This window comes from Microbacterium sp. LTA6 (genome assembly GCF_045690355.1).
GTDB lineage: Bacteria > Actinomycetota > Actinomycetes > Actinomycetales > Microbacteriaceae > Microbacterium.
The window spans coordinates 2,427,306-2,453,093 of the sequence record NZ_CP147855.1 but is presented as its reverse complement, the minus strand read 5'-3'; the positions used below and the strand labels follow the sequence as shown (position 1 = coordinate 2,453,093).

Annotated in this window: 24 protein-coding genes and 1 tRNA gene; 6 read left to right on the top strand and 19 right to left on the bottom strand. The window is 68.4% G+C overall.

Annotation, left to right across the window (positions count from 1 at the left end; all coding sequences use genetic code 11):
- Nucleotides 1-41: 41 nt before the first annotated feature.
- Genes LTA6_RS11505 through LTA6_RS11485 form a run of 5 tightly spaced genes read right to left on the bottom strand, consistent with a single transcriptional unit; the run spans nucleotide 42 to nucleotide 2,909 of the window.
- On the bottom strand, nucleotides 42-371 hold the full coding sequence (locus LTA6_RS11505; protein ID WP_341973875.1) for an Rv3654c family TadE-like protein: 330 nt from the start codon (nucleotides 369-371) through the stop codon (nucleotides 42-44).
- Complete coding sequence (locus LTA6_RS11500; protein WP_341973874.1) at nucleotides 371-748, bottom strand: TadE family type IV pilus minor pilin; 378 nt, start codon at nucleotides 746-748, stop codon at nucleotides 371-373. The genes LTA6_RS11505 and LTA6_RS11500 overlap by 1 nt, the downstream gene beginning before the upstream one ends.
- The gene (locus LTA6_RS11495) at nucleotides 748-945 is read right to left on the bottom strand and encodes a DUF4244 domain-containing protein (RefSeq protein ID WP_341973873.1); all 198 of its coding nucleotides are present in this window, start codon (nucleotides 943-945) and stop codon (nucleotides 748-750) included. Before LTA6_RS11495 ends, LTA6_RS11500 begins: the two co-directional genes overlap by 1 nt.
- A 54-nt stretch (nucleotides 946-999) precedes the next feature.
- Nucleotides 1,000-1,899, bottom strand: coding sequence for a type II secretion system F family protein (locus LTA6_RS11490; RefSeq protein WP_341973872.1), 900 nt, complete (start codon nucleotides 1,897-1,899; stop codon nucleotides 1,000-1,002).
- The gene (locus LTA6_RS11485; protein ID WP_341973871.1) at nucleotides 1,893-2,909 is read right to left on the bottom strand and encodes a TadA family conjugal transfer-associated ATPase; all 1,017 of its coding nucleotides are present in this window, start codon (nucleotides 2,907-2,909) and stop codon (nucleotides 1,893-1,895) included. The genes LTA6_RS11490 and LTA6_RS11485 overlap by 7 nt, the downstream gene beginning before the upstream one ends.
- A 401-nt stretch (nucleotides 2,910-3,310) precedes the next feature.
- On the opposite strand from LTA6_RS11485, the gene acs reads away from it, so the two are divergent.
- Nucleotides 3,311-5,278: an acetate--CoA ligase gene (gene acs, locus LTA6_RS11480; protein ID WP_341973870.1), complete on the top strand. Its 1,968-nt coding sequence runs from the start codon at nucleotides 3,311-3,313 to the stop codon at nucleotides 5,276-5,278.
- An 87-nt stretch (nucleotides 5,279-5,365) separates the two neighbouring features.
- Here acs and LTA6_RS11475 read toward each other — a convergent pair whose 3' ends face one another.
- Together LTA6_RS11475 and LTA6_RS11470 are read right to left on the bottom strand one after the other, a co-directional pair.
- On the bottom strand, nucleotides 5,366-5,824 hold the full coding sequence (locus LTA6_RS11475) for a RidA family protein (RefSeq protein WP_341973869.1): 459 nt from the start codon (nucleotides 5,822-5,824) through the stop codon (nucleotides 5,366-5,368).
- The gene (locus tag LTA6_RS11470) at nucleotides 5,821-6,045 is read right to left on the bottom strand and encodes a hypothetical protein (protein WP_341973868.1); all 225 of its coding nucleotides are present in this window, start codon (nucleotides 6,043-6,045) and stop codon (nucleotides 5,821-5,823) included. The genes LTA6_RS11475 and LTA6_RS11470 overlap by 4 nt, the downstream gene beginning before the upstream one ends.
- Before the next feature lie 111 nt (nucleotides 6,046-6,156).
- On the opposite strand from LTA6_RS11470, the gene LTA6_RS11465 reads away from it, so the two are divergent.
- The 5 genes from LTA6_RS11465 (at nucleotide 6,157) to LTA6_RS11445 (ending at nucleotide 11,050) form a co-directional block, all read left to right on the top strand.
- Entirely contained in the window at nucleotides 6,157-8,691 is a 2,535-nt protein-coding gene (locus tag LTA6_RS11465) for a transglycosylase domain-containing protein (RefSeq protein WP_341973867.1), read from the top strand.
- On the top strand, nucleotides 8,682-9,641 hold the full coding sequence (locus LTA6_RS11460) for a metallophosphoesterase (protein ID WP_341973866.1): 960 nt from the start codon (nucleotides 8,682-8,684) through the stop codon (nucleotides 9,639-9,641). Before LTA6_RS11465 ends, LTA6_RS11460 begins: the two co-directional genes overlap by 10 nt.
- A gap of 18 nt (nucleotides 9,642-9,659) precedes the next feature.
- Nucleotides 9,660-9,736: transfer RNA gene (locus LTA6_RS11455), tRNA-Pro, on the top strand.
- Nucleotides 9,737-9,800: 64 nt separating this feature from the next.
- Nucleotides 9,801-10,277 (top strand): VanZ family protein, encoded by a 477-nt coding sequence (locus LTA6_RS11450; protein WP_341973865.1) that lies wholly within the window; start codon nucleotides 9,801-9,803, stop codon nucleotides 10,275-10,277.
- A complete protein-coding gene (locus LTA6_RS11445) occupies nucleotides 10,274-11,050 on the top strand; it encodes an HAD-IIB family hydrolase (RefSeq protein ID WP_341973864.1) in 777 nt (258 codons plus the stop codon). The genes LTA6_RS11450 and LTA6_RS11445 overlap by 4 nt, the downstream gene beginning before the upstream one ends.
- 6 nt (nucleotides 11,051-11,056) lie before the next feature.
- Here the strand turns inward: LTA6_RS11445 and LTA6_RS11440 are convergent, their stop codons facing one another.
- The 12 genes from LTA6_RS11440 to LTA6_RS11385 form a co-directional block, all read right to left on the bottom strand.
- Nucleotides 11,057-11,374, bottom strand: a complete 318-nt coding sequence (locus LTA6_RS11440) for a hypothetical protein (RefSeq protein WP_341973863.1) — start codon at nucleotides 11,372-11,374, stop codon at nucleotides 11,057-11,059.
- Nucleotides 11,371-12,645 carry an alpha-hydroxy-acid oxidizing protein gene (locus LTA6_RS11435; protein ID WP_407357865.1) on the bottom strand — a complete coding sequence of 425 codons (1,275 nt, stop codon included), beginning with the start codon at nucleotides 12,643-12,645 and terminating at the stop codon, nucleotides 11,371-11,373. Before LTA6_RS11435 ends, LTA6_RS11440 begins: the two co-directional genes overlap by 4 nt.
- A 10-nt stretch (nucleotides 12,646-12,655) precedes the next feature.
- A complete protein-coding gene (locus LTA6_RS11430; RefSeq protein WP_341973861.1) occupies nucleotides 12,656-13,408 on the bottom strand; it encodes an FCD domain-containing protein in 753 nt (250 codons plus the stop codon).
- A 186-nt stretch (nucleotides 13,409-13,594) separates the two neighbouring features.
- A complete protein-coding gene (locus LTA6_RS11425) occupies nucleotides 13,595-14,236 on the bottom strand; it encodes a thymidine kinase (RefSeq protein ID WP_341973860.1) in 642 nt (213 codons plus the stop codon).
- A 7-nt stretch (nucleotides 14,237-14,243) separates the two neighbouring features.
- A complete protein-coding gene (mqo, locus tag LTA6_RS11420) occupies nucleotides 14,244-15,674 on the bottom strand; it encodes a malate dehydrogenase (quinone) (RefSeq protein WP_407359271.1) in 1,431 nt (476 codons plus the stop codon).
- Nucleotides 15,675-15,778: 104 nt separating this feature from the next.
- Nucleotides 15,779-16,855, bottom strand: a complete 1,077-nt coding sequence (locus LTA6_RS11415) for an aspartate-semialdehyde dehydrogenase (RefSeq protein ID WP_341973858.1) — start codon at nucleotides 16,853-16,855, stop codon at nucleotides 15,779-15,781.
- A 157-nt stretch (nucleotides 16,856-17,012) separates the two neighbouring features.
- Entirely contained in the window at nucleotides 17,013-18,302 is a 1,290-nt protein-coding gene (locus LTA6_RS11410; RefSeq protein ID WP_341973857.1) for an aspartate kinase, read from the bottom strand.
- Nucleotides 18,303-18,568: 266 nt separating this feature from the next.
- Nucleotides 18,569-19,492, bottom strand: a complete 924-nt coding sequence (locus LTA6_RS11405) for an EamA family transporter (protein WP_341973856.1) — start codon at nucleotides 19,490-19,492, stop codon at nucleotides 18,569-18,571.
- A 46-nt stretch (nucleotides 19,493-19,538) separates the two neighbouring features.
- The gene (recR, locus tag LTA6_RS11400; protein WP_102191756.1) at nucleotides 19,539-20,132 is read right to left on the bottom strand and encodes a recombination mediator RecR; all 594 of its coding nucleotides are present in this window, start codon (nucleotides 20,130-20,132) and stop codon (nucleotides 19,539-19,541) included.
- On the bottom strand, nucleotides 20,132-22,471 hold the full coding sequence (locus tag LTA6_RS11395) for a DNA polymerase III subunit gamma and tau (protein ID WP_341973855.1): 2,340 nt from the start codon (nucleotides 22,469-22,471) through the stop codon (nucleotides 20,132-20,134). Before LTA6_RS11395 ends, recR begins: the two co-directional genes overlap by 1 nt.
- A gap of 69 nt (nucleotides 22,472-22,540) precedes the next feature.
- Entirely contained in the window at nucleotides 22,541-25,021 is a 2,481-nt protein-coding gene (locus LTA6_RS11390) for a glycosyl hydrolase family 65 protein (RefSeq protein ID WP_341973854.1), read from the bottom strand.
- Nucleotides 25,018-25,764 carry a beta-phosphoglucomutase family hydrolase gene (locus tag LTA6_RS11385; RefSeq protein ID WP_341973853.1) on the bottom strand — a complete coding sequence of 249 codons (747 nt, stop codon included), beginning with the start codon at nucleotides 25,762-25,764 and terminating at the stop codon, nucleotides 25,018-25,020. Before LTA6_RS11385 ends, LTA6_RS11390 begins: the two co-directional genes overlap by 4 nt.
- Nucleotides 25,765-25,788 lie beyond the last annotated feature (24 nt).

The window sequence follows — 25,788 nt, the reverse complement described above, 5'->3', positions numbered from 1 at the left end:
CTGCGTGGGGTCGTTCACAGTGACGGAAGTATGCGCCGCCGTCAGTTTCCCTCGGGTGGCCCGGCACGGGCTCGGGAGACGGCAGCGAGTCCAGCGTACGCCGCCTCCACCTGTACGGTCGCAACGAAGCCCTCCACGGCGCACGCGGTGAGGGTCGCTCCGGCAGCCGCCGCGACCCTTCCGGCGAGGTCGCACGGCGACTCCGGAGAGGCGATCGCACCGCTCGCCGCATCGGCCGCGGCGAGCGCGGCAGCATCGGCCGCACCCGCCGCACGTTGGGCGGTGACCGCGGCCCCGCCGACGGCCGCAAGCCCCAGGGACAGCACGGCCGTGACGGCCAGGAGCCCTGCTCCGAGCGCCGACCCGGCCATCAGCGACCACCGCCGAGTGCGCAGCTGGACGCCTGCAGCGGCACCCGGATGACAGCACCGACCGCCACCTCGAGGCGCGCTGTCACGCACACGAGATCACCCGGTGATGCGGTCGAGATGCCTGCTCCGGCGACGGATGCCGCGACGGCTGCCTCGGCGGCTGCAACACTCTCGCCGCGGCCGAGGAGGCGGGCCGCATCGGCCACGGCATCCTGCAGCGCGACCTGCCGCGACGCCGCGCCGAGCGCTCCGGCACCCAGCAGGAGCGTCAGGACGACCGCGGGCAGCGCGAGCGCGAGCTCGGCGGCGACCGAGCCGCGTTCACCCGCCGGGTCTCGGCCGAGCCTGCTCCGTCTGGCACGAACCGGTAGGCGCATCACGACACCGTGAGCGCCCGCCGCACGAGATCGGTGAGGATGCCGCGAACCTCCTCTGAGCGCATGATGACGACCAGCAGGCCGGCGAAGGCGACAGCGGCCATCGTCGTGATGGCGTACTCGGCCGTGGCGGCACCGCTGTCATCGAGGAACAGCGCCGCCGCACGACGGCGGTCAAGTGTGGGGATGGTGTTCATGGTGTTCCTTCTTTCTCTCTGGACGCCGTCCGGCGTCCGTGGTCGTGGGTTCGGTCACAGCGGTAGAGGGGTCGAGGCGAGCACGCTGAGCAGCAGCGGTGCGACACCGAGGAGGAGGAAGGCCGGGAGGGTGCACACGCCGAGCGGAATGAGCAGCCGGGTCGAGAGCCGCGCTGCCGCGAGCCTGCCCCGCACGCGGGCGGTGTGGCGGTCCTGCGCGGCGGAGGCGCGCAGGAGCTCGCCGGCGGGGACTCCGGCCGCCCGGGAGAGGTCCAGCACCGATCGGGTGCGTTCCTCCCCGCCCTGATCGCTCGCTGAGCTCTCGCTGACCAGTCGCAGTGCGCGATCGATCGAGGCGCCTCCAGAAAGGGCCACCGCGACCAGCTCGGCCTGCATACCCGGCGTTCCCGGTTCGGGCTGCGCCGTGCGCAGCAGGCGTCGGGTCCACGCCCGCGCCACCAGCACGAGGCCGAGCCCGGCGACGACGCAGGCGCCGCCGATCGGGTTCGAGACGACGACCGTGAGCGTGTCGAAGCCGAGCGCGAAGCCCAGCAGGAGTCCAGCCAACGGCATCCACAGCAGCAGCCGCGCAGTGCCGGCCGGTTCGGCGAGCGCGATCCGCACATCGTCGGCGGCAGACGCCGCGTCCTGCAGGGTGTCGGCGAGCATCCGCAGCACCTCGGCGAGCGGTGCCCCCACTGTCGTCGCGACGTCCCACGCCGCTGCGAGATCGACCCATGCGCCGCCCTCGGCTTCGACCGCGCCGAGCAGTGGCATGCCTCTGTCGACCCGATCGACGATCCTGGCTGCGTGCGGGTCGCCGCTCTCGGCGAGGTGCCGCCAGGCGACCAGCGGTACCGCACCCGCCTGGAGCAGCACCGCCAGCGTGCGCACGGCCGTCGCCGCGTCCTCGGCCGCGGCCGCGGCGCTGCCAGCACGAGAGACTCTCACCATGGCTGCACCTCCTCGATACCGAGCCGTTCGCCGTTCACCGTGAAGACGCCCGCCTGTGCGATGCGCCGGGTGCCATCCGGCGCGCGAGCCAGGTGCAGCACGACCGTGAACGCGCTCACCGCCTGCCGGGCGAGGGCTATGGCATCCATTCCTGCCAGCGCGCCCAATGCTTCCAGCCGAGCGGGCACGTCCCGCAGACCGCTGGCATGGAGTGTGCCAGCGCCACCGTCGTGGCCGGTGTTCAGTGCGGTCAGCAGCTCGCGCACCTCCTCGCCACGGCACTCCCCGACCACCAGCCGGTCGGGCCTCATCCGCAGGGACTCGCGCACGAGCCGGGCCAGGCTGATCCCGCCGGCTCCCTCGAGGTTGGCCTGCCGCGCCTCCAGCGCGACGTGATGGGGGTGCTGCGGTTGCAGTTCTGCCACGTCCTCGATCGTGACGATGCGCTCGCCGGGCGGCACGGCGCTGAGAAGGGCCGACAGCAATGTCGTCTTCCCTGTACCGGTGCCGCCGGTGATGAGGATGTTCGCGCGCTCGGCGACGAGTGCCGTCAGCCAGCCCTGCTGACGCGCATCGAACGCGCCGAGCCCAGCAAGGGCGTCGAGATCGGCGGCGCGCACCCGCGGCACCCTGATCGAGAGGGCTGTTCCGGACGTCGAGACCGGGGCGAGCACGGCATGCACGCGGATGCCGGAAGCCAGCCGTACGTCGACGCACGGCGCCTGGTCGTCGAGATGCCTGCCACCCAGACCGACGAGAGCGACGGCGAGATCGCGCACCTCCCGCTCCGACGCGCTCCACTCCGTCACGCGCTCGGCGCCGTTTCCGCGATCCACGAAGAGCCCGGCCGCCCCGTTGACGAAGATGTCCGTCACCGCTTCATCGGCGCAGCACGCGGCAAGGGCGCCGAACGCCGGATCGACCTGCAACGGAGCAGCCTCGACCGGCATCGTCGTCGACGGTGCCGGTACGCCGACACCGCGTGGCTGGATGACGAAAGAATCGGTCATCCCCCGACGCTAGGCACCCGCTTCCCGACCGCGGTGCGCGATTCGCGCGTCCTGTGCAGAACTTCTCGCGCAGTTGGATCCGTGCAGAAGCACTCCGCGCGCCAGCGCACGACCGACTCCGGGACCGCTCCCAAACGGAGAAGGGCGGCACCTCACGGGGGGAATGAGATGCCGCCCACGGCAGGGCCCGTTCGGGGGAAACGGGCACGCCAAGGCCGGAATGAGATTTCGGCTGACGTCGAGTGTACGCAAGGCGGCACTCCTGACAAAACCCATCCCGATACCGACTTTCGGCGGTAGGCGATGTCGGGCCCCGCGATTAGATTCACGATGACCCGGTCACGCGACCCCACATGACCGCGCCCAGCAGGACCAGCAATGCCGCAAAGGAGCGCCTGCCGATGAGCAGCCAGATCGATCACCTTCTCGACGAGACACGCCGGTTCCCGCCGTCGGAGGAATTCGTCGCACAGTCCATCTCGTCCCCCGCGCTCTACGAGAGCGCCGCCGCCGACCGGGAGGGATTCTGGGGAGAGCAGGCCGCTGAGCTGCTGCACTGGCACACGCCGTTCACCCACGTCCTGGACTGGTCGAACCCGCCATTCGCCAAGTGGTTCGACGACGGTGAGCTGAACGTCGCCTACAACTGTCTCGACCGGCACGTCGAAGCAGGCAACGGCGACCGCGTCGCTCTGCACTGGGAGGGCGAGCCCGGCGACGAGCGCCGCATCACGTACGCCGAGCTGACCGACGAGGTCAAGCGCACGGCCAACGTGCTCGAGGGGCTCGGCGTCGGCCACGGTGACCGCGTCGCCATCTACCTGCCGATGATCCCCGAGGCCATCGCCTCGATGCTCGCGGTGGCCAGACTCGGCGCGATCCACTCCGTCGTGTTCGGCGGCTTCAGCGCCGACAGCCTCCGCTCGCGCATCGACGATGCCGGCGCCAAGGTCGTCATCACCGCCGACGGCGGCTTCCGCAAGGGCAAGGTGTCGGCACTCAAGCCCGCCGTCGATCAGGCGCTGAGCGACCGCGGCGAGGGTGAGCAGCAGACCGTCGAGCACGTGCTCGTCGTCCGACGCGGCGGCAACGACGTCGACTGGGTGGAAGGCCGCGATGTCTGGTGGCACGAGGCCGTGCCCGCGGCATCGGCCGACCACGAAGCGCAGGCGTTCCCCGCCGAGAACCCGCTGTTCATCCTTTACACGTCCGGCACCACCGGCAAGCCGAAGGGCATCCTGCACACGTCCGGTGGCTACCTCACTCAGGCCGCGTACTCCCACAAGTACGTCTTCGACCTGCATCCCGAAACCGACGTGTTCTGGTGCACCGCCGACATCGGATGGGTCACCGGGCATTCCTATGTCGCGTACGGTCCGCTCGCCAACGGCGCAACCCAGGTGCTCTACGAGGGCACACCGGATGCTCCGCACCCCGGCCGCTGGTGGGAGATCATCGAGAAGTACAAGGTCTCGATCTTCTACACGGCCCCGACAGCGATCCGCTCGTTCATGAAGATCGGACGCAGCGTCCCGAAGAAGTTCGATCTGTCGTCGCTGCGACTGCTCGGCTCCGTGGGTGAGCCGATCAACCCCGAAGCATGGATGTGGTACCGCGACGTGATCGGCGGCGGGAAGACCCCGATCGTCGACACCTGGTGGCAGACCGAGACCGGCGCGATCATGGTATCCGCGCTGCCCGGCGTCATCGCCACCAAGCCGGGCTCTGCGCAGGTACCGCTGCCGGGCATCACCCTCGACGTCGTCGATGAGCAGGGAGCGCATGTCGGCAACGGCAACGGCGGACTGCTCGTCATCACCGAGCCGTGGCCGAGCATGCTGCGCGGCATCTGGGGTGACCCGGAGCGGTACAAGGAGACGTACTGGGAGAAGTTCGAGGATCAGGGTTACTACTTCGCCGGCGACGGCGCCCGCCTCGACGAAGACGGCGACCTGTGGCTGCTGGGGCGCGTCGACGACGTCATGAACGTCTCCGGCCACCGCCTGTCGACCGCCGAGATCGAATCCTCGCTCGTGGCGCACGAGGCCACGGCAGAGGCCGCGGTCGTCGGTGCATCCGACGAGACGACCGGGCAGGCCGTCGTCGCCTTCGTGATCATCAAGGAGAGCTACCTGTCGGAGCACGACCCGGCCGGTCTCGCCCAGCAGCTGAGGCTCTGGGTCGGCGAGCAGATCGGGGCGATCGCCCGTCCGCGCGACGTGTACATCGTCGGCGAGCTGCCGAAGACCCGCTCGGGCAAGATCATGCGCCGTCTGCTGCGCGACGTCGCGGAAGGACGCGAGGTCGGCGACACGACGACCCTCGCCGACACCGCGGTGATGAGCATCATCTCGGCGCAGGTCAAGTAGGTCGTTCGACGCTCCAGAGATGGAAAAGGCTGGTTCCGGATGTCGGGAACCAGCCTTTTCCGTCCCGGATGCCGGGATCGAATTTCGTCAGGCGAGGATGAAGGTGACCTCGACCTCGACCGGAGCGCCGAGCGGGAGCTCGGCGACGCCGACGGCCGCGCGTGCATGCTTTCCTGCGTCGCCGAAGATCTCGCCGAGCACTTCACTCGCGCCGTTGATCACACCGGGCTGACCGGTGAAGGCGGCGGCGGATGCCACGAACCCGCCGACACGCAGCACGCCACCGATGCGGTCGACTCCCCCGGCGGCGTCCGCGGCGGCAGCGAGCGCGTTCAGAGCGCAGGTGCGCGCGTAGGCCTTCGCATCGTCGGCGGTGACCTGCGTGCCGACCTTGCCGATCGCCGGCAGCGCTCCGTCTGTGAAGGGCAACTGGCCCGAGGTGTAGACGAGGTCGCCGTGCACGACGGCGGGTACGTAGGCGGCGACCGGCGCGGCGACCGCGGGGAGCTCGATTCCGAGCTCGGTCAGACGAGCGGCGATGCTCATGCGGCACCGCCCTCGAACTGTCGCGAGGCCTCGGCCGCGGCGGCGAGACCGGCGTTGGCGGCAGCATCCGTCGTCACCGGGCGCTTGAGGTAGGCGACGAGCCCACCCTCGGGCCCCTGGACGACCTGCACGAGCTCCCAGCCCTGCTTGCCCCAGTTGTTCAGGATCGCGGCGGTGTTGTGGATGAGCAGCGGCGTGGTGAGGTACTCCCACGTGGTCATGGCACTCCTATCGATTCGGGCGTGCCGCCCTTCGGCGGGCCCAGAGACCCTGTCGAAGAGGTGCGCGCCCGTCAAAGGCTGTTTTCAGGGAACTCCCCTACGATCAAGCGTATGCCTCAAAAGAATCGCACGGTGAAAGGCGTGCTCGGCGGCCTTCTCGGGCTCGTCGGGCTCAGCGCCGTCGCTGGCCTTCTGGTCACCGCCACTGTCACCCCGGTCCTCGCGATGACCGGCCTCGCCGGCAGCCAGGCCCTGACGCTCTTCGACGAGCTCCCCTCGAACCTGGACCCGTCTGCCCCGATGGAGCAGTCGACGTTCTACGCGACGGGTCTCGACGGCGCCCCTTTCAAGCTGGCGTCGGTCTTCGAGCAGAACCGCGTGCCTGTCACGTACGAGCAGGTGGCTCCGGTGATGTTCGAGGCCGTGCTCTCCAGTGAGGACAAGAGCTTCTACAGCCACGGCGGCGTCAACCTCGGTGCCACGGTGAAGGCCATCGTCGACAACGTCAAGGGCACCTCCTCTCGCGGTGCCTCCACGATCAGCCAGCAGTTCGTGAAGAACGTGCTGATCCAGGAGTGCGAGCAGGACGTCGACACCAATGACGACAACTACTCCGAGAAGCTGCAGCAGTGCTGGACCGACGCGACCAACGCGACCGGCAGCAAGGGCATCGAACGCAAGCTGCAGGAGATGCGCTTCGCGATCCAGATCGAGAAGGACTACTCGAAGAACGACATCCTGCTCGGCTACCTGAACATCGCCAACTTCGGCGGCACCGTCTACGGCATCGAAGCCGCAGCGAGCTACTACTTCTCCACGACGGCCGCGAACCTCACTCTGGCGCAGGCCGCGACGCTCGCCGGCATGGTGCAGAACCCCAACTACTACCGTATCGACCTGCCCGGCGGCACCGCGACCGAGAACGATGTCGCTGTCAACAGCGCCGAGGACGGCTACGCGAAGACGAAAGAGCGCCGCGACTATGTGCTCGAACGCATGCTCACCGACGGCAAGATCACCCAGGCGCAGTACGAAGAGGCGGATGCTTCAGACATCGCGCCCGCGATCCTGGAGCCGCAGCAGGGTTGTGTTGCAGCCGGGCGCAACGCGTATTTCTGCGAGTACGTGAAGTCGATCGTCCTCGATGATCCGGCCTTCGGCGCCACCCCGCAGGAACGCAGCGACCTGCTGCGCCGCGGTGGCCTGGAGATCTACACCTCGCTGGATCTGCGCATTCAGGACCCTGCAGCCGAGTCGATGGCGAACATCGCTCCCGCGAACTTCGACAACCAGTTCTTCGGTGCCGCCGGAGTTTCGGTCGAAGCCACCACAGGCCGCGTGCTCGCGATCACGCAGAACACGACGTTCAGCGAGACGATTCTCGACGACCAGGCCTATTCTTCGCTCGTCTTCGCGAACGACAAGCGACACGGTGGCGTGCCGGTGGGTTCCACATACAAGCTGTTCACCCTCATCGATTGGCTCGAGAAGGGTCACTCCCTGCGGGAGTCGATCAACGGCAGCAACCGCATGTTCACCAAGATGCACTGCGGTGATTCCCCGATCCCGATGACGTCGAAGATCGGCAACTACGGCGGCGGGAACGGCGGCAACGGCACCCCGATGTCGTTCACCGCGCAGTCGTTGAACAGCGGCTACCTCGCGATGGCGGAGAAGCTCGACCTGTGCGAGATCAACAAGGTCGCCGACCGCATGGGCGTGACCCTCGGCAACGGCGGCAAGGTGACCGAAGAGAACTTCATCTACGACATCCTCGGCTCGAAGTACATCTCCCCCATGGCGATGGCGGGAGCCTACGCGACCGTGGCGAACGGCGGCATCTACTGCACGCCGAAGGCGATCGACCGGGTCGTGCAGAACGGCAAGGAGCTGCCGCTGCCCGCTTCGTCCTGCACCCAGGTGATCTCCCCCGAGGTCGCCGCGACGGCCGCATACGCGTTGCAGAACGTGATGACGAACGGCACCGGTACCGGAGCGAACCCCTACGACGGCACCCCCGTGCTCGGCAAGACCGGAACGCACGAGACCTACTCGACGATGATGATCGAGTCGAGCACGAACGTCACCAGCGCGATCTGGGTCGGCCGCTCCAAGGGCGATGCCCGCATCGACAACCAGTCGACCGATGACTACGCGCTCAGTTCGATGCGATACGCGCTCGCCCGCGACATGCAGAGTGCGGCGAACGCCGTCTACAGCGGTAACGACTTCCCCGGCCCGGACGAGAATCTGCTCCGTCAGGTGCTCACGAATGTGCCCAACGTTGTGGGAAAGACGATCGATGAGGCGACGGCGATCCTCGAAGACCAGGGATTCTCGGTCTCCGTCGGCGCTCCGGTCGACAGCGACAAGCCGACCAACATCGTCGCCGCGCAGGATCCCGCCGGGCAGGCCCCGAGCGGCGGTACCGTGACGCTCTCGCCGAGCAACGCCCAGGGCGTGACGATGCCGGACGTGACCGGCCAGTCGAAGGGCGCGGCGCAGTCCGCACTCATCGGCGCCGGGTTCACGACGATCTCGTTCAACAAGACCTGCAACCCGCCGGAAGCGGTCGTCAAGGCCACCAGTCCGGCGGCGGGGACAGCGACGAAGAAGAGCACGCCGGTCTCGGTCGCATGCGAGTAAGCGCGCGCCCGGCCCTCATCGCGCTCGGCGCGGTGGGGGCCGCGGGTGCGGCCGCTGCCGTGTGGGGCATCGGCATCGAGCGCTACCTCTTCACCGTGCGCGAGGTAACCGCGCCGGCGCTCGCGCCAGGCTCGGCCCCGATCCGGGTGCTGCACCTCTCCGACGCCCACATGGCGCCGTGGCAGCACCGCAAGCAGGACTGGCTGGCCTCGCTCGCCCAGCTGAACCCCGACCTCATCGTCAACACCGGCGACAACCTGGGGCATCGGGACGGGTTGAACGGCATCCGGCGCGCCTTCGCGCCCTTCGCAGGCATCCCCGGAGTGTTCGTGCACGGCTCGAACGACGTCAACGGACCGTCCGCGCGCAACCCGCTGCGGTACTTCTCCGGGCCATCGCAGCGCCACCGTGCACCGGAGATGCTCGACACCGATGCGATGGACGCGTACTTCACCGAGGACCTCGGCTGGACCGATCTCAACAACGCGGCGGCGCGTCTCACGGTCGCGGGCGACACCGTCGACTTCTTCGGCGTCAGCGATGCGCACCGCAACTGGGACCGCCTCGAGGATCTGCCTTCAGCGATCAAGGACCTCGGGCCACGGGATGCGGACACCTCGGTCGTCGGCGTCACGCACGCTCCGTACCAGCGGGTGCTGAACGGCTTCATCGACCTGGGCGCCGATGCGATCCTCGGCGGGCACACCCATGGTGGTCAGGTCTGCCTGCCCGGGTACGGCGCACTGGTCGCGAACTGCGACATCCCCTTGAAGCAGGCGAAGGGGCTCAGCACCTGGACGCACGAGGGACGGAGCGTCCCCCTGAACGTCAGCGCCGGATGCGGGCACTCGATCTATGCCCCCGTGCGCTTCGCGTGCCGTCCCGAAGCGACGCTGCTCACATTGACCGCGCGGGACCACCGATTCGGTGCCACGGGGATTTCACTGTAGACTCGGAGGGTTGCAAAACGGGGTGTGGCGCAGCTTGGTAGCGCGCTTCGTTCGGGACGAAGAGGTCGCAGGTTCAAATCCTGTCACCCCGACCAGTAACACCGGAAGGCCGCCCTCGAGGCGGCCTTCCTCGTATCCGCACCAGTGAGAAGGGACCGCATGAGAGGCCTGCTTCCGCCGCCGCGCCGGATCACCCGTGGTGCGGCCACCGTCATCGGAATCCTCCTCCTGGCAGCTCTCGCCATGCTCACTCTCACTCCTCCTCGTATCGAGGAGCGGATGCCGAATCTCCTCGACCGGGTCGTCGACATCGTCCACCAGCTGGGTTGGAGCCGATGGGGATTCACGGAGCTCGAGATCTTCGCCAATATCCTCGTCTTCGTGCCTGTCGGCGCTCTGGCCTTCGTGCTCCTGCCGCGGCGGATCTGGGTGCTCTCGCTCCTCACCGGACCTGCGATCTCGGTCCTGATCGAGGGTGTTCAGCGCGTGGCGCTTCCCCATCGCGCAGCGACCGTGAACGACATCGTCGCGAACTCCGTCGGCGCCACCGCCGGTGTCCTCCTCGCGATCGCCTGCACGCTGCTGTTCGCCCCACGCCCCTCGCAGGAGCGCTCCCCTAATCTGGAAGCATCATGACTGCGCCCACCCTTGTCGCCTTCGACCTCGACGACACCCTCGCTCCGTCCAAGGGAGCGATCAGCTCGCGCATCGCGAACCTGCTTCGCGCCCTGTTGCGCTCGGTCGACGTCGCCATCATCTCCGGCGGCAACGAGGAGCAGTTCCGCACGCAGGTGGTCGCCCAGCTCGGCGACGCGGATGCCGCGACGCTGGCGCGCCTGCACCTGCTGCCGACGTGCGGCACGCGCTATCTCCGCCACGACGGATCCGGCTTCGAGCTCGTCTACGCGCACGATCTCTCCGATGACGAGAAGTCCGGGGCTCTCACCGCACTGCGCGAGGAAGCCGAGCGGCTCGGCTTCTGGGAGCCGGAGCCCTGGGGCGACATCCTCGAGGACCGCGGCTCGCAGATCACCTTCTCCGCCCTCGGCCAGCAGGCCCCGCGCGACGCGAAACACGCATGGGATCCGACAGAGGCCAAGCGCGCAGCACTGCGCGACGCCGTCGCCGCGCGCCTGCCAGGTCTCGAGGTGCGCTCCGGTGGATCGACTTCGATCGACATCACTCGCGCCGGCATCGACAAGGCCTACGGGATGCAGCAGCTCACCGAGCGCACCGGCATCCCGCTGTCCAGCATGCTTTTCTACGGCGACCGCCTCGACGAAGGCGGGAACGACTACCCGGTGCTCGCCATCGGCGTGCCCTCCGTGGCCGTGGACGGCTGGGAGGACACCGCAGACAAGCTCGATGAGCTGCTGAAGACACTGAACCCGGCGGCCCGGGTCCGCTGAGCCGCGCTACGGCTCGTAGATCGGCAGGAAGTGGATGACCGCCTCCTCGTAGGGGTGGGCCTGGCGGATCGCTTCCTGGACGGCACCGGCCTGCTCGACGTCGCAGACGGACTCGATCCGGATCTCCTCGCTGCGCTGCACCGCGCCCACGTCGCCCTCATACGGCTGCGAGCCGGGGAGGGCCTGCCAGCGGCCCGTCACCTTCCAGGAGCTGGTGCACCGCTCGTACGCCCCGATCCGCCCCGCACCGGCGGCGTGCAGGGCGTGGATCACCGCTTCGGCGTGACTCGCGGGAACGGATATCTCGATCTTCAGCCGCGTCATGCCGAGACGTCCGCCGCACGGACACGAGGTACCCCGCGGCGGGATACCGGAACCAGCCTCTGCAGCTGCGTGACGTGCCCCGGCTCCAGCTCGGCCAGCGAAGAGACACCGAGCAGACGCATCGTGCGCACGATCTCGCTGCGCAGGATGTCGATCGTGCGGTCGACGCCTGCACGACCGCCGGCCATCAGCCCGTAAAGATAGGCGCGGCCGATCAGCGTGAAGTCGGCACCGAGTGCGACCGAGGCCACGATGTCGGCACCGTTCATGATGCCCGTGTCGATCATCACCGTGAAGTCGTCTCCCACCGCCGATCGCACCGATGGCAGCAGGTGGAACGGAATCGGTGCGCGATCGAGCTGACGGCCGCCGTGGTTGGACAGCACGATGCCATCGACACCTGCGTCACGCAGCGTCAGCGCGTCCTCGACCGTCTGCACGCCCTTGATGACGATCTTCCCCGGCCAGATGTCACGGATCACCGCGAGATCGTCGTAGCTGATGGTGGGATCCATCGCGGCATCCAGAAGCTCACCGACGGTGCCGCCGGTGGTGCTCAGCGAAGCGAACTCGAGCTTCGGCGTGGTGAGGAAGTCGTACCACCACCACGGCCGAGGGATCGCGTTGATGATGGTTCCGAGCGTCAGCTGCGGCGGGATCGAGAAACCGTTGCGCTTGTCCCGCAGGCGCGCTCCGGCGACTGGGGTGTCCACCGTGAAGTGCAGCGTGTCGAACCCGGCGCCGGCGGCGCGGCGGGTGAGTTCGTAGGAGATCTCCCGATCGCGCATGACGTAGAGCTGGAACCAGTTGCGCCCGTGCGGATTCACGGCCTTCACGCCTTCGATCGACGTGGTGCCGAGGGTGGAGAGCGTGAACGGGATGCCGGCGGCCGCCGCGGCTCCGGCCCCGGCCTCCTCCCCCTCGGTCTGCATGAGACGCGTGAACCCCGTCGGAGCGATGCCGAACGGGAGAGCGCTCGGACCGCCGAGGATGTCGACAGAGGTGTCGACGTCGGGGGCAGGACGCAGGATGCCGGGGTGGAACTCGATGTCCTGGAACGCCTGGCGCGCGCGGGTCAACGAGAGTTCGCCCTCGGCGGCGCCGTCGGTGTAGTCGAAGGCCGCCTTCGGCGTGCGGCGCTTGGCGATGAGGCGCAGATCGTCGATCGTGAGCGCCGAGTCCAGGCGGCGCTTCCGGCCGTTCAGTTCGGGCTTCTTGAACTTCATCAGCTCGAAGAGCTCAACAGGGTTGGGAACCTGGCGCGTGACCATGGTGTTCCTCTCAGTCGGTGGATGTGGGGTTTCGTGCATCGGCGCGGCGCGTGAGGCCCGTCGCCGTGTAGTAGCCGGTGATGTGGGCATGGACGAGGCTGCGGGCGGCATCCACGTCGCTGGCATCGATCGCGGCGACGAGGGCGCGGTGCTCGGAACGCAGCAGGGCCGACATCGCATCCCAGTCGGCGATGGCGACGGCCCCCTCCTGCACGTACGACTCGATGGACGTGCGCAGGCCCGTCATCATCGCGGCGATGACGGTGTTGCCGCTGGACTCCGCCAGCGCGAGATGCAGCTGCGCGTCGAGCGCCAGGAACTCGGAAGGGCTGAGGTCCGCCGCATCCATCGCGTCCAGGGTCTGGTGCGCGGCAGACAGGTCTCGGTTGTGCGCGCCGGCGAGGGCGGTGACGACGGCATCCTCGAGCACGAGACGGGTGCGGACGACATCCTCGAGCGGAAAGCCGTGCGCTGCCACCTGAAGACGCAGCAGCGTCGACAGGCCGCCGGTGGGCGTGGCGATGACGATCGCGCCGGACTGCGGGCCTGAGCCGGTCGCGGTGCGGATCAACCCCATCACCTCGAGCACCCGCAGCGCCTCACGGACGCTGGAGCGTCCGACGCCCAGGTCGGCGGCGAGGTCGCGCTCCGACGCGATGCGGTCGCCAGGACCGAGACGCCCGTCGAGGAGGTCGCGTTCGATGCTCTCCAGCACGAGTCGCCAGGCGCGGGGCGCCGACTCGGTCTCGTTGTGCTCCGACATCCGTCCTCCTGTGGTCTGACCACAGAGTAGCCTGTGTGGTCAGACCACGCAAGCACGCGCCTGCTCCGGTCGTCGAGCAAGGGAGCGCCAGCGACCGGGACGAAACGTGTCGTCCGACGTCGTACGCCGGATCAAGGCGTTTCGTCTCGCTTCGCTCGCTCAACGACCGGGTTTACGCAGGCGCGCTCAGCTCAGACGACCGCCGGACTCGTCGAGGTAGCAGGCGCCGCACAGCGATTCGTACGTCGTGACGAGTTTGTCGCCGCCCCCGTCGATCGCGACCTGATCGCCGTCGAAGACGAAACGCCCGTCGATCACCCGGCCGTTGAACACCGCCTTGCGACCGCAGCGGCAGATGGTCTTCAGTTCCTCCAGCGAGTGCGCGATCGCGAGCAGTCGCGCCGAGCCCGGAAAGGCCTGCGTGCGGAAGTCGTTGCGAATGCCGTAGGCCATCACCGGGATGCCGTCGTCGACCGCGATCCGGAAGAGGTCGTCGATCTGCGCAGCGGTGAGGAACTGCGCCTCGTCGACCAGGAGGCAGGCGACGTCGACAGGGCCGCCGGGGAGCAGCTCATCGTCGGAGGAACGCCGCATCCGCTCGCGGTGCGCCGAGAACAGTGCCCGTGCGTCATCCTCCGGCGCGATCAGGAAGTCGACCTCGCGGGTCATCCCCAGTCGGCTCTCGATCTGCGTTGCGCCTTTGGTGTCGATCGCCGGCTTGGCGAGGAGGACGTGCTGACCACGCTCCTCATAGTTGTAGGCAGCCTGGAGGAGAGACGTGGACTTGCCCGAATTCATCGCGCCGTAGCGGAAGTAGAGCTTGCCCACCGGGAGCTCAGACGTTGATGCCGAGCGTCGCGGCGGTCGCCGCGGTGGAGCGCTCCGTCAGAGCCGCGTCCTTGTTCAGCTGTTCGCCGAACGTCGGGATCAACTCGCGCAGTGCCGGCTCCCAGCTCGGGTAGTGCTCGGGGAAGCACGACTTCAGCAGGCCGAGCATGATCGGCACGGCGGTCGACGCACCAGGAGACGCACCGAGGAGGCCGGCGATGGTACCGTCTGCCGAGGAGATCACCTCGGTGCCGAACTGCAGGATTCCACCCTTCTCAGGGTCCTTCTTCATCACCTGGGCACGCTGGCCCGCGTCGATGAGGGTCCAGTCCTCGTCTTTCGCCGTGGGCATGAAGATGCGCAGGCTGTCGACCTTCTTGCGGTGGTTCTTCATGAGCTCGCCGACGAGGTACGTGATGAGGTCGGGGTTCTTGACGGCGACCTGGAGCATCGGCACGAGGTTGTGCGGACGCACCTGGGTCACGATGTCGAGCATCGAACCCTTCTTGAGGAACTTCGGGCTGAACGTCGCGAACGGGCCGAACATCAGCGAGGACTCTCCGTCGACCACCCGGGTGTCGAGGTGCGGCACCGACATGGGGGGTGCGCCGACGGATGCCTGCGAGTACACCTTCGCCTTGTGCTGGGCGACGACCTTCGGGTTCGTCGTCTTCAGGAACTGCCCGCCGATCGGGAAGACGCCGTAGCCCTTGATCTCCGGGATGCCGGAGTTCTGCAGCAGCTTGAGGGCCCAGCCGCCGGCGCCGACGAAGACGAAACGAGCCTTCACCTCGTTCGGGGCATGCCCGATGGTGTTGCGGTACTTGACGAGCCAGGTGCCGTCCTTCTGCTTCTTCAGACTGCGCACCTCGTGGTTGACCCGCAGGTCGACACCGTCGGCAGTGAGGTGATCGAAGAGCTGGTGCGTGAGCGCTCCGAAGTCGACGTCGGTTCCGGCGGGCACGCGAGTCGCCGCGAACGGCTCGCCCTTGCGGCGCTGCTGCATCAGCAGCGGCGCCCACTTGTTGATGACGCGGGAGTCCTCGCTGTACTCGATACCGGCGAACAGCGGCTGCTCCTTGAGCACCTCGTAGCGTTCCTTGAGGTAGGCGACGTCCTTCTCACCGCGCACGAAGGTCATGTGCGGGGTGGCGTTGATGAACGTCGACGGCTCGTCGAGCACACCCTTCTCGACCAACGACGACCAGAACTGGCGGCTCTGCTGGAACTGCTCGTTGATGTTCACCGCCTTGGCGGGATCGAGCGGACCGTTCGCGTTCTGCGGCATGTAGTTCAGCTCGCAGAGGGCGGCGTGTCCGGTCCCGGCGTTGTTCCACGGGTTGGAGCTCTCTTGAGCGAGATCGGAGAGTCGCTCGAAGGCGACGATCTTCCACTCCGGCTGCAGCTCGTGCAGCAGAGTACCCAGGGTGGCGCTCATGATGCCACCACCGATCAGGACGACATCGACGGTTTCAGTCACCAGACCAGTCTAGTTCCCCGGGAATGGGTCCCTGAGCCAGCCCAGGGACCCACCATGGGTTGTCAGACGGCGGATGCTGCGCCGATGCGCGCGGCGACGAGCTCGGCGATCTGCACGGCGTTCAGTGCTGCACCCTTGCGCAGGTTGTCGTTGCTGATGAACAGCACCAGACCCTTGTTCTCGGCAGCCGACTGATCGGCGCGGATCCGGCCGACGAAACTCGGGTCCTTGCCGGCGGCGTACAGCGGCGTCGGCACTTCTTCGAGCACGACGCCGGGCGCTGCGGACAGCACCTCGCGTGCCCGCTCCGGGGTGATGTCGCGCGCGAACTCGACGTTGATCGACAGGGAGTGGCCGGTGAAGACCGGCACGCGCACGCACGTGCCCGCAACGCGGAGGCCGGGGAGTTCGAGGATCTTGCGGCTCTCGTTACGGAGCTTCTTCTCCTCGTCGGTTTCGTTCTGTCCGTCGTCGACGATGGAGCCGGCGAGCGGGATGACGTCGAAGGCGATGGGCGCGACGTACTTCTCCGGCTGGGGGAAGTCGATGGCCGAGCCGTCGTGCACGAGGCGCAGCGTGTCACCCTGGGCGAGGACGCCCTCGACCTGGCCGAGCAGCTCCTGCGCGCCGGCGAGACCGGAGCCGGAGACCGCCTGGTACGTCGAGACGATGAGCCGTTCGAGACCGGCCTCGGCGTGCAGCACCTTCAGCACCGGCATCGCGGCCATCGTCGTGCAGTTCGGGTTGGCGATGATGCCCTTGGGACGCTCATCGATGGCGTGCGGGTTGACCTCGCTCACCACGAGCGGGACCTCGGGGTCGTTGCGCCAGGCGCTGGAGTTGTCGATGACGACGGCTCCGGCCTCTGCGAAGCGCGGCGCGTAGGCGCGGCTGGCGGTCGCGCCGGCCGAGAACAGGGCCACGTCGATGCCTGCGGCATCCGCCGTCTCGACATCTTCGACGATCACCGAGACGCCACCGAAGTCGATCGCGGTGCCCGCAGAACGCGAGGAGGAGAAGAGCCGCAGTTCGCGGATCGGGAACGACCGCTCGGCGAGAATCTCGCGCATCACGGTGCCCACCTGGCCGGTGGCGCCCACGATGGCGACGGAGAGTCCTGAGTCGGAGATGCGGGTCATGAGGTTCCTTGGCGTCGTGCAGTGATGCGTACGAGGCGGAAGGCACGGCGTCGGGATGCGGATGCCGCGCCTGGCGCCGATGTCAGGGTTGCGGTGAGTCTACCGCGTCGACCGGATGCTCCGGGTCGGTCCCCGACATCACGATCCGAGGTCTGTATCAGCGACCGGAGCCGGCGTGCACCTTCGCCTCGTCGTCTCCGTCGAGGCCGTAGGCGGTGTGCACGGTGCGTGCGGCCTCGGCGAGGTCGTCGGCACGGAGCACCACCGAGATGCGGATCTCGGAGGTCGAGATCATCTCGATGTTGATCCCGCCGGCGGACAGCGCCTCGAACAGCGTCGCCGAGACGCCGGAATGCGTGCGCATGCCGGCACCGACGACGGAGAGCTTGCCGATCTGGTCGTCGTGCACGAGGTTCTGGAAACCGACCTCGGTCTGCTCGGCGGCCAGCGCCTTGAGCGCGGCTGCGGCGTCTGCCTTCGGGACCGTGAAGGAGATGTCGGTGCGTCGCGTGGATGCCGCCGACACGTTCTGCACGATCATGTCGACGTTCGCGCCCGACTTCGCGACGATCTTGAAGATCTCTGCGGCCTTGCCCGGAACATCCGGCACGCCCGCGACCGTGATCTTCGCGTGGCTGAAGTCGGTGGCGACTCCGGCGACGATCGGTTCTTCCATGGCTGCTGCTCCCTCGGCTTCGCGAGGGTTCTTCATACCCTCGCCCAGAACGTAAGTACCCTCGGCCGACGAGAACGTCGACCGGGCGTGGATGAGCACGCCGTGACGGCGCGCGTACTCGACGGCGCGGATGTAGAGCACCTTGGCTCCGTTGGCGGCGAGCTCGAGCATCTCCTCGCTGCTGACGTGATCGAGCTTCTGCGCTCGCGGGATCACGCGCGGATCGGCGGTGAAGATGCCGTCGACGTCGCTGTAGATCTCGCAGACGTCGGCGTCGAGCGCCGCGGCCAGCGCGACGGCGGTCGTGTCGGAGCCGCCCCGGCCGAGCGTGGTGATGTCTCGGGTGTCGCGGTTGAATCCCTGGAACCCGGCGACGATGACGATCGCGCCCTCGTCGAGCGCCTCGCGGAGACGGACCGGGGTCACATCGACGATCCGGGCCGATCCGTGCTTCGAGTCCGTGATCATGCCGGCCTGACTGCCGGTGAACGAGCGCGCTTCGAAGCCCATCGAGTGGATGGCCATGGCCAGCAGCGCCATCGAGATGCGCTCACCACTGGAGAGCAGCATGTCGAGCTCGCGCGGCGCCGGAATCGGGGCCACCTCGTTCGCGAGGTCGAGCAGCTCGTCTGTGGTGTCGCCCATCGCACTGACCGCGACGACCACATCATGGCCGGCGCGGCGGGTGTCGACGATGCGCTTGGCGACGCGCTTGATGCTCTCTGCGTCGGCGACAGAGGAGCCGCCGTACTTCTGCACGATGAGGGCCACGTTCACTCCCGGGGGTGTCGGGCGGATCCGCCCACGCACATTCTACGTTCGACGCATATGCCGTGCTGTGCATGTGACGTCTGCATGCCAGAGCCTCGGCGTCTGCGGGGGACGAAGAAAGCCGCGTCCACGGGCCCGGGACGACCACCCGCGTCCCCTCCCCCTCGGCAGGGGTCAAAGACGGTCGCATTCGCGGGCCAGAGGCGACCTCCCGCGCCCCCTCGACCGGGGCCCGGTTCCACAGGCTACCCGCGAGCCGGACCCCGTCAGGGGGCGGGGATCGGCGCCGGCTCGGGTGACGCTGCGGGGCGGAGACGCCCGCCGGTGCCCGCGAACCAGCACCCGATGATGATCAGGGGGAAGCCGATGACCAGGCCGAGCGTCAGGGGCTCGGCGAGGACGATCGCGCCGAGGATGATCGCGACCACCGGGTTGACGTAGGTGAACAGCGGCGCGCGCACCGGGCCGACCTCACGGATGAGCGCGAAGAATGCGAGGAACGCGACGGCCGTGCAGATGACGGCCAGTGCCAGCAGCGCCAGAGCGGAGGTCACGGTCGGCAGGCGGTGCTGCGTGAGGAGACCGAGCGGCAGATAGAGGATGCCGATCATCAGCAGTGAGAGGGTGATCGTGCCGAGCGAGGGCACGTCGGCGAGTTTGCGCGCGACGATGAACGGCGCGATCGCGTAGAGCACCGCGACCAGCAGCACCTCGCCCGCGGCCAGCAGGCTCATCTCGCCGCCGAACAGCCCAGGGCCGGCGACCACGATCGCGACGCCGACGAATCCGATGACGAGTCCGATCGCGCGAGCGGGGCGGAGCACGCCGCGATCACCGCCACCGAGGGCGATGAGTGCAGCGAAAAGCGGCACGGTAGCGACGAGCAGCCCGGTCAGGCCGGACGGCAGCGTCATCTCGGCATGGCCGAGCAGCACGAAGGGACCGGCCATCTCGATCAAGCCGAAGGCGAGCACCCATGGCCAGTGCTTCAGAGCGGCGCGCAGCGCGCCGTTGCGGATCGCGAACGGCAGCAGCAGCAGCGCGGCGATGAGAGTTCGGCCGGCGACGATCGCCGGTGGCGAGATCGACTCCACGGCGATGCTGATGAACAGGTAGGGCACGCCCCAGAGCAGGGCCATCGCCCCGAAGAGGAGCCAGCCGCGGCGTGTGAAACCGGAGTGCGCGGTCACTGCGCCACCGCGGCGGGCCCCGTCGGGCTCAGCAATAGACCCACGTTCACAGCACGCGCCGCCCTTCGAAGGCTCGCCCGAGAGTGACTTCGTCGGCGTACTCGAGATCGCCGCCGACCGGGAGGCCGGAGGCCAACCGAGAAACGGTGATCTGCATCGTGGTGAGCAGACGGCTGAGATAGCTCGCCGTCGCCTCGCCTTCGAGGTTCGGGTTGGTGGCGAGGATGACTTCCTGCACCGTGCCGTCGGCGAGGCGCGTCATCAGCTGGGCGATGCGCAGATCATCGGGGCCGATTCCGGCGATCGGACTGATCACGCCGCCGAGCACGTGGTACAGCCCCCGGAACTCACGGGTGCGTTCGATCGCCGCGACGTCTTTCGCGTCTTCGACCACGCAGATCAGAGCCGGGTTGCGTCGCGGATCGCGGCAGATCGCGCAGCGCTCCTGCTCGGCGACGTTTCCGCAGATCTCGCAGAAGCGCACCCGGATGCGCACCTCGGTGAGCAGTTCGGACAACCGGGCGACGTCGAACGTCGGAGTCTGCAGGATGTGGAACGCGATGCGCTGCGCGGACTTCGGGCCGATGCCGGGGAGGCGCCCGAACTCGTCGATGAGTTCCTGAACGATGCCGTCGTACATCAGGCGAACCTCGTCGGCGGCTCGTAGGGCTCTTCGCGCACGAACGTGGCGCCGAGCACCTGGCGGATCACGGCCTCGCCGTAGCGCTGCACGCCACCGGCGACCGGGCTGCGGTCGGAGATGACCGGCGCCGGCCTGGCCGGCTGCACCTGCCGAGCGGGCGGTGCGTCCTGAGTGGGCGCCTGTGCTGCCGCTGGTCGGGCAGGCGCGGCCTGTGTCGACGCCGGCGGCTCGTAGGAGGGGTCGTATGGCGGCTCGTCGTCGAAGTACGGCACGTCATCGTCGCCCGGAAGCGGCGGCTCATCGGAGTCGATCGCGCCGTCGACCGGCGAGGGGACAGCGGATGCGGCGGCCTCGACCTCGGCCGGCTCCTCGTCGACGGGCAGCTGCGGCGCCGGGGGTGCCACGGTGACCGGAGCTTCGACGGTGGTCGGGATCGGGGCGACCGCCCATTCCGTCACCGACGGCGCCGACGCGCCGCGGGACTGCGGTCGGGATGACGAAGCGGATGCCGCAGACGGCCTTCCCGCGGAGTCGGAGTCCCTCGCTTCGGGAGCATTCCCCGCCTCGGCATTCGCAGCAGCGGTTGAACCGGTGGATCCGGCTGCCCCGGTGGAACCGACTCTCGCAGGCTCCGAAGCATCAGCGGAACCCGCATCGCCCTGAGGGCGTGCCGTCGGCGTGTCGGCAGAGCCCTGACGAGCCGCGGCCCCGGTCGGAAGCGGCGCCGGCAGATACTTCACGCGCACGCCCAGTTCCTGCTCGATCGCCGTGCGCAGGTGATCGGACGGACCGGATCCGGGGACCGAACCCTTGAACTTCGCGACGTCATGCTGACTGGTGAACCCCAGCGTAAGCACTTCGGAGTCGGTGCCGTACGCCAACGGCTGCACGGCGGTGGCGAGCAGCCACGATGTGCGACTGATGCTCTCCAGCCGGGTGAGCACCGCGGGCCAGACGGCGGTGACCCGCTCGTACGTGACCGGCCCGGTCGGGACGGAGGTCGCCGCAGCGGGGGCCTCGGTCGGCGCATCCGCCGGATAGCTGTGTTCTGTCTCGCTCGCTGCAGTCGTCGGCGTGCTGACCGCGGGGGCTGACGGCGCCGAGGAGACCGGGGATGCGGGCGCCGCCGACACAGCCGGGGCCGGGACTGCCCGCTGCGTCACCGGAGCCGGAGCCTGCTGAACCGCCGCATCGGCAGTGGCGCCGGCATCCGCTGTTCCTGCGCTGGCGAGCACGCGAGCGACCATGAGTTCGAGGTGGAGGCGCGGCGAGGTCGCCCCGGACATGTCGTCGAGGGCGGCGCTGACGAGGTCGGCGGTTCGAGACAGCCGTGCCGCACCGAACGCGGACGCCTGCGCCCGCATCCGCTCCAGCACGTCCTCGGTGATGCCGCGGAGCACCGCCGATGCGCCGGGGCCTACGGCCGCGATGACGATGAGGTCGCGCAGCCGCTCGAGCAGGTCGTCGACGAAGCGCCGCGGGTCCTGCCCGGTCTGCACCACTCGGTCGATCGCCGGGAAGGCAGCAGCCGCGTCTGCGGCCGCGAGAGCGTCGACGATCTCGTCAAGCAGTGCCGCGTGCGTATAGCCGAGCAGCGCCACCGCGCGCTCGTAGCCGACCGTGACGGTCGCCGACCCGGCCGGCGCGTCCGAGCCGGCGATGAGCTGATCGAGCAGCGACAACGTGTCTCGCGGCGATCCGCCACCGGCGCGGACGACGAGCGGCAGCACGCCCTGTTCGACGATCACGCCCTCTTCGCCGCAGAGCTTCGCGACGTACTCGAGCATGGCCGCCGGAGGCACCAGCCGGAACGGATAGTGGTGGGTGCGCGAACGGATGGTGCCGAGCACCTTCTCGGGCTCGGTCGTCGCGAAGATGAACTTCACGTGCTCCGGCGGCTCTTCCACCAGCTTGAGGAGCGCATTGAACCCCTGCGGGGTCACCATGTGCGCCTCGTCGAGGATGAAGATCTTGTAGCGATCGCGACTGGGGGCGAACGTCGCACGCTCGCGGAGGTCTCTCGCGTCATCGACGCCATTGTGGCTGGCGGCGTCGATCTCGACCACGTCGAGCGATCCCCCACCGGCACGGGAAAGCTCCACACAGCTCGGGCAGGTTCCGCATGGCACGTCGGTCGGGCCCTCGGCGCAGTTCAGACAGCGGGCGAGAATACGCGCAGACGTCGTCTTTCCGCATCCGCGTGGACCGGAGAAGAGGTAGGCATGCCCGACCCGGTCGCCGCGGAGTGCGGTCATCAGCGGCTCGGTCACCTGCGACTGCCCGATCATCTCGCCGAAGGATTCGGGCCGGTAGCGGCGGTAGAGGGCTGTGGTCACCACAACAGCCTACGGCGTGCCGGGGACACTGCGGTGGGCTCCGTTCGTCGCACCGCAGTGTCCGGCCCGTCAGTCGATCTGTTGGATGATCGGGATCGCCGTCGTGATCACCGGAACGGATGCCGAGAGCTGCGTCCCGTCGTCCCGTCGCGCGCCGGCGAAACGGCGCAGCGTCGGCCGTCCGGGGATCAGCGGTCCCTGATCCGCGAGAGCGACGAGGGCATCGGCTCCGACCGATGCCGTGTACGCAACACCGCGTACCGTGAACTCGACCGGTTGTCCCGCTCGCACCTCGACACGCAGTTCGTCGCGTGTCACCGTGATCTGCAGCACCGCCCCCTGCCATTGCATCGGGAACGACAGCGATGGCCAGTCCGCCGGAAGGCGCGGGTCGAAGCTGAGCTCGCCCGCGTGATCCCGCATCCCGCCGAAGCCGGACACCAGCGCCGTCCACACGCCGCCGGCCGACGCCACGTGCACGCCGTCGGCCGCGTTGTGGTGCAGATCTCCGAGGTCGACGAAGATCGACTGCGCGAAGTACTCCTTGGCGAGATCCTGGTAGCCGACCTCCGCCGCCAGGATCGACTGCACCACCGCGGACAGCGTGGAATCGCCGGTGGTCAGCGGATCGTAGTACTCGAAGTCGGCGAGTTTCTCGTCGGGGGTGAAGTGGTTGCCCTGTAGGAACAGCGCGAGCACCACGTCGGCCTGCTTGAGCACCTGGAACCGGTAGATCACCAGCGGGTGGAAGTGCAGCAGCAGCGGATGCTGCTCCTTCGGAGTGTGCTCCAGATCCCAGAGCTCGCGTTCCAGGAACAGCGAGTCCTGCGGATGGATGCCGAGGCTCTCGCTGAACGGGATGAACATGGCCTCGGCGGCGCGGTCCCAGGCATCCGGCTCCTCCGGCGCCACATCGGTGCGATCCACCAGCGCGGCGTACGCGGCCGGGTCGTTCTCGGCGATCTCCCGCACCACCCGTGCGGCATAGCGGAGGTTGTACCGCGCCATGACGTTCGTGAAGAGGTTGTCGTTGACGACCGTCGTGTACTCGTCAGGACCGGTGACGCCGTGGATGTGGAAGGTCTCGATGCCTTCGTTGGTGCGCCAGAACCCGAGCGTCGCCCACAGCCGCGCGGTCTCCACCGCGATGTCGGCGCCCTCCCGCCGGAGGAACTCCTCATCACCGGTCGCACGGACGTACTTGCCGAGCGCGAAGCTCACGTCGGCGTTGATGTGGTACTGCGCGGTGCCGGCCGCGTAGTACGCGGAGGCCTCCTCGCCGTTGATGGTCCGCCACGGGAAGAGCGCTCCGGCCTCGTTCAGCTGCGCGGCGCGACGGCGCGCGGCTGGAAGCATCAGGACACGGGCACGCAGGGCGTTCCTGGCCCACTGCGGCGAGGTGTAGGTGAGGAACGGGAGCACATAGATCTCGGTGTCCCAGAAGTAGTGGCCGCTGTAGCCGGAGCCGGACAGCCCCTTGGCCGGCACGCCGTTGCCGTCGGCGCGCGCCGACGCCTGGGCGAGCTGCAGGAGGCACCAGCGGGTGGCCTGCTGCAGGTCGTCGTGACCGCCGATCTGCACATCGCTGCGCTCCCAGAACGCCGCCAGCCAGTCGGCCTGCTTGCGGAACTGCGCCTCGACGCCCTCCACCGCCGCCCGGTCGAGCGTGCGACGGCAACGGTCGACGAGCTCACGAGCCGGCACGCCGCGGGATGTGTGATAGCTGACGAGCTTCGTGAGCCGAATCGGGATGCCTGCCTTGGCCTGCACCCGGAACACGTTCTTGGCGGTGTCCGCCTCACTGAGCTGGCGGGCGCTGTACTCGTTGTCCGTCTCGATGACGTGGTCGGCGACGACCGCGACGGTCATCCCCGAGTCGGCGACCTCGTACGAGAGGACGGAGCGCAGTCCGTCCTGCCAGTACTCCTCCGGCTCCAGCACGCGGTTGGCGATGCGCTCCGCCTTGCGCGGATCGAATCCGGTCTTCTGCGCCGCAGCCGGAGTGCCGGAGTAGACACCGGCGCCGTCCTGACGGTTCAGCAGCTGGCAGCTGATCGTGACCGGCGCGTCGGAATTCTCCACGACGACCTCGAGCCGCAGGATCGCCAGATGCCGCTCCTCGAAGCTGACGAGGCGCTCATCCCTGATGCGCACGCGCTTGCCGGACGGCGTCTCCCAGACCACGAGCCGCTCCAGCACGCCGGTGCGCATGTCGAGGGTGCGCCGGTACTCGCGCACATCCGCCTCGTCGAACGAGATGGGTTCGTCATCGACGTACACCCGCATGATTTTGGCGTCCGGCGCGTTGACGATCGTCTGACCGACCTCGGCGAACCCGTAGGCCTGCTCGGCGTGCCGGATCGGCCAGGTCTCGTGCAGCCCGTTGATGAACGTGCCGTGCTCGTGCGCTCCACGGCCCTCGATGTGGTTGCCGCGCAGGCCGAGATAGCCGTTGCCTACGGAGAACAGCGTCTCGCCGACGCCCTCCTCGGAATAGCGCGTCTCGATGAGACGCCACGGGTCGACGGGGAAGTGGTCGCGGTCGATCATGCGGTCTCCGTGGGTTCGGTGATGAGCTGGGCGAGGTCGTCGACGATACAGGTGGCGCCGGCGGCGCGCAGGGCGTCAGCGCCCGCTCCCCTGTCGACGCCGACGACAGTGGCGAATCCGGCGGCGGCAGCGGATGCCGCCCCCGAGGTCGCATCCTCGACGGCGACGCTCGTTGCCGGGTCGACACCGAGAGCACGCGCGCCCTCGCGAAACATGTCAGGGGCGGGCTTGGATGCCAGGCCGTCCCGCTCGGCGACGACCCCGTCCACCACGACGGTGAAGAAGTCGCGGATGCCGGCGGCGGCGAGCACCTCTTCGGCGTTCTTCGAGCTCGACACGACGCCGAGAGGCAGCCCGGCGGCGCGCAGAGACTCGATCAGGGCGAGAGAGCCGGGGAACGGTGCGATACCGGTGCTGCGGAGGGATGCCGCGAAGGCGGCGTTCTTGCGATTGCCGATGCCGCAGATGGTCTCGGCTTCGGGCGGATCCTCGATCTCACCCCACGGCACCTCGATGTTGCGACTGTGCAGCAGGCTCGCGACGCCGTCATAGCGCTTCTTGCCGTCAACGAAGTCGAAGTAGTCGGCATCGGTGTACGGCGGCTCGATGTTCCAGCGTGCGAAGACCTCGTCGAAGACCGTCTTCCACGCGCTCATGTGGACCTCGGCGGTGGGCGTCAGCACGCCGTCGAGATCGAAGAGCACGCCGGCCGCGGTCAGCAAGTCAGGCAGGGTTTCGGGCACGAGAACCTCCGGGAGAAGGGCGAG

Bases quoted from the DNA above. Each gene is read 5' to 3' on its own strand.
- LTA6_RS11485 (WP_341973871.1), bottom strand. From the start codon at position 2,909: ATGACCGATTCTTTCGTCATCCAGCCACGCGGTGTCGGCGTACCGGCA.
- LTA6_RS11415 (WP_341973858.1), bottom strand. From the start codon at position 16,855: ATGACCCGCATCTCCGACTCAGGACTCTCCGTCGCCATCGTGGGCGCC.
- acs (WP_341973870.1), top strand. From the start codon at position 3,311: ATGAGCAGCCAGATCGATCACCTTCTCGACGAGACACGCCGGTTCCCG.
- LTA6_RS11495 (WP_341973873.1), bottom strand. From the start codon at position 945: ATGAACACCATCCCCACACTTGACCGCCGTCGTGCGGCGGCGCTGTTC.
- LTA6_RS11390 (WP_341973854.1), bottom strand. From the start codon at position 25,021: ATGATCGACCGCGACCACTTCCCCGTCGACCCGTGGCGTCTCATCGAG.
- LTA6_RS11500 (WP_341973874.1), bottom strand. From the start codon at position 748: ATGCGCCTACCGGTTCGTGCCAGACGGAGCAGGCTCGGCCGAGACCCG.
- LTA6_RS11470 (WP_341973868.1), bottom strand. From the start codon at position 6,045: ATGACCACGTGGGAGTACCTCACCACGCCGCTGCTCATCCACAACACC.
- LTA6_RS11435 (WP_407357865.1), bottom strand. From the start codon at position 12,645: ATGGTCACGCGCCAGGTTCCCAACCCTGTTGAGCTCTTCGAGCTGATG.
- LTA6_RS11445 (WP_341973864.1), top strand. From the start codon at position 10,274: ATGACTGCGCCCACCCTTGTCGCCTTCGACCTCGACGACACCCTCGCT.
- mqo (WP_407359271.1), bottom strand. From the start codon at position 15,674: ATGAGCGCCACCCTGGGTACTCTGCTGCACGAGCTGCAGCCGGAGTGG.
- LTA6_RS11490 (WP_341973872.1), bottom strand. From the start codon at position 1,899: ATGGTGAGAGTCTCTCGTGCTGGCAGCGCCGCGGCCGCGGCCGAGGAC.
- LTA6_RS11440 (WP_341973863.1), bottom strand. From the start codon at position 11,374: ATGACGCGGCTGAAGATCGAGATATCCGTTCCCGCGAGTCACGCCGAA.
- LTA6_RS11505 (WP_341973875.1), bottom strand. From the start codon at position 371: ATGGCCGGGTCGGCGCTCGGAGCAGGGCTCCTGGCCGTCACGGCCGTG.
- LTA6_RS11460 (WP_341973866.1), top strand. From the start codon at position 8,682: ATGCGAGTAAGCGCGCGCCCGGCCCTCATCGCGCTCGGCGCGGTGGGG.
- LTA6_RS11475 (WP_341973869.1), bottom strand. From the start codon at position 5,824: ATGAGCATCGCCGCTCGTCTGACCGAGCTCGGAATCGAGCTCCCCGCG.
- LTA6_RS11430 (WP_341973861.1), bottom strand. From the start codon at position 13,408: ATGTCGGAGCACAACGAGACCGAGTCGGCGCCCCGCGCCTGGCGACTC.
- recR (WP_102191756.1), bottom strand. From the start codon at position 20,132: ATGTACGACGGCATCGTTCAGGAACTCATCGACGAGTTCGGGCGCCTC.
- LTA6_RS11465 (WP_341973867.1), top strand. From the start codon at position 6,157: ATGCCTCAAAAGAATCGCACGGTGAAAGGCGTGCTCGGCGGCCTTCTC.
- LTA6_RS11450 (WP_341973865.1), top strand. From the start codon at position 9,801: ATGAGAGGCCTGCTTCCGCCGCCGCGCCGGATCACCCGTGGTGCGGCC.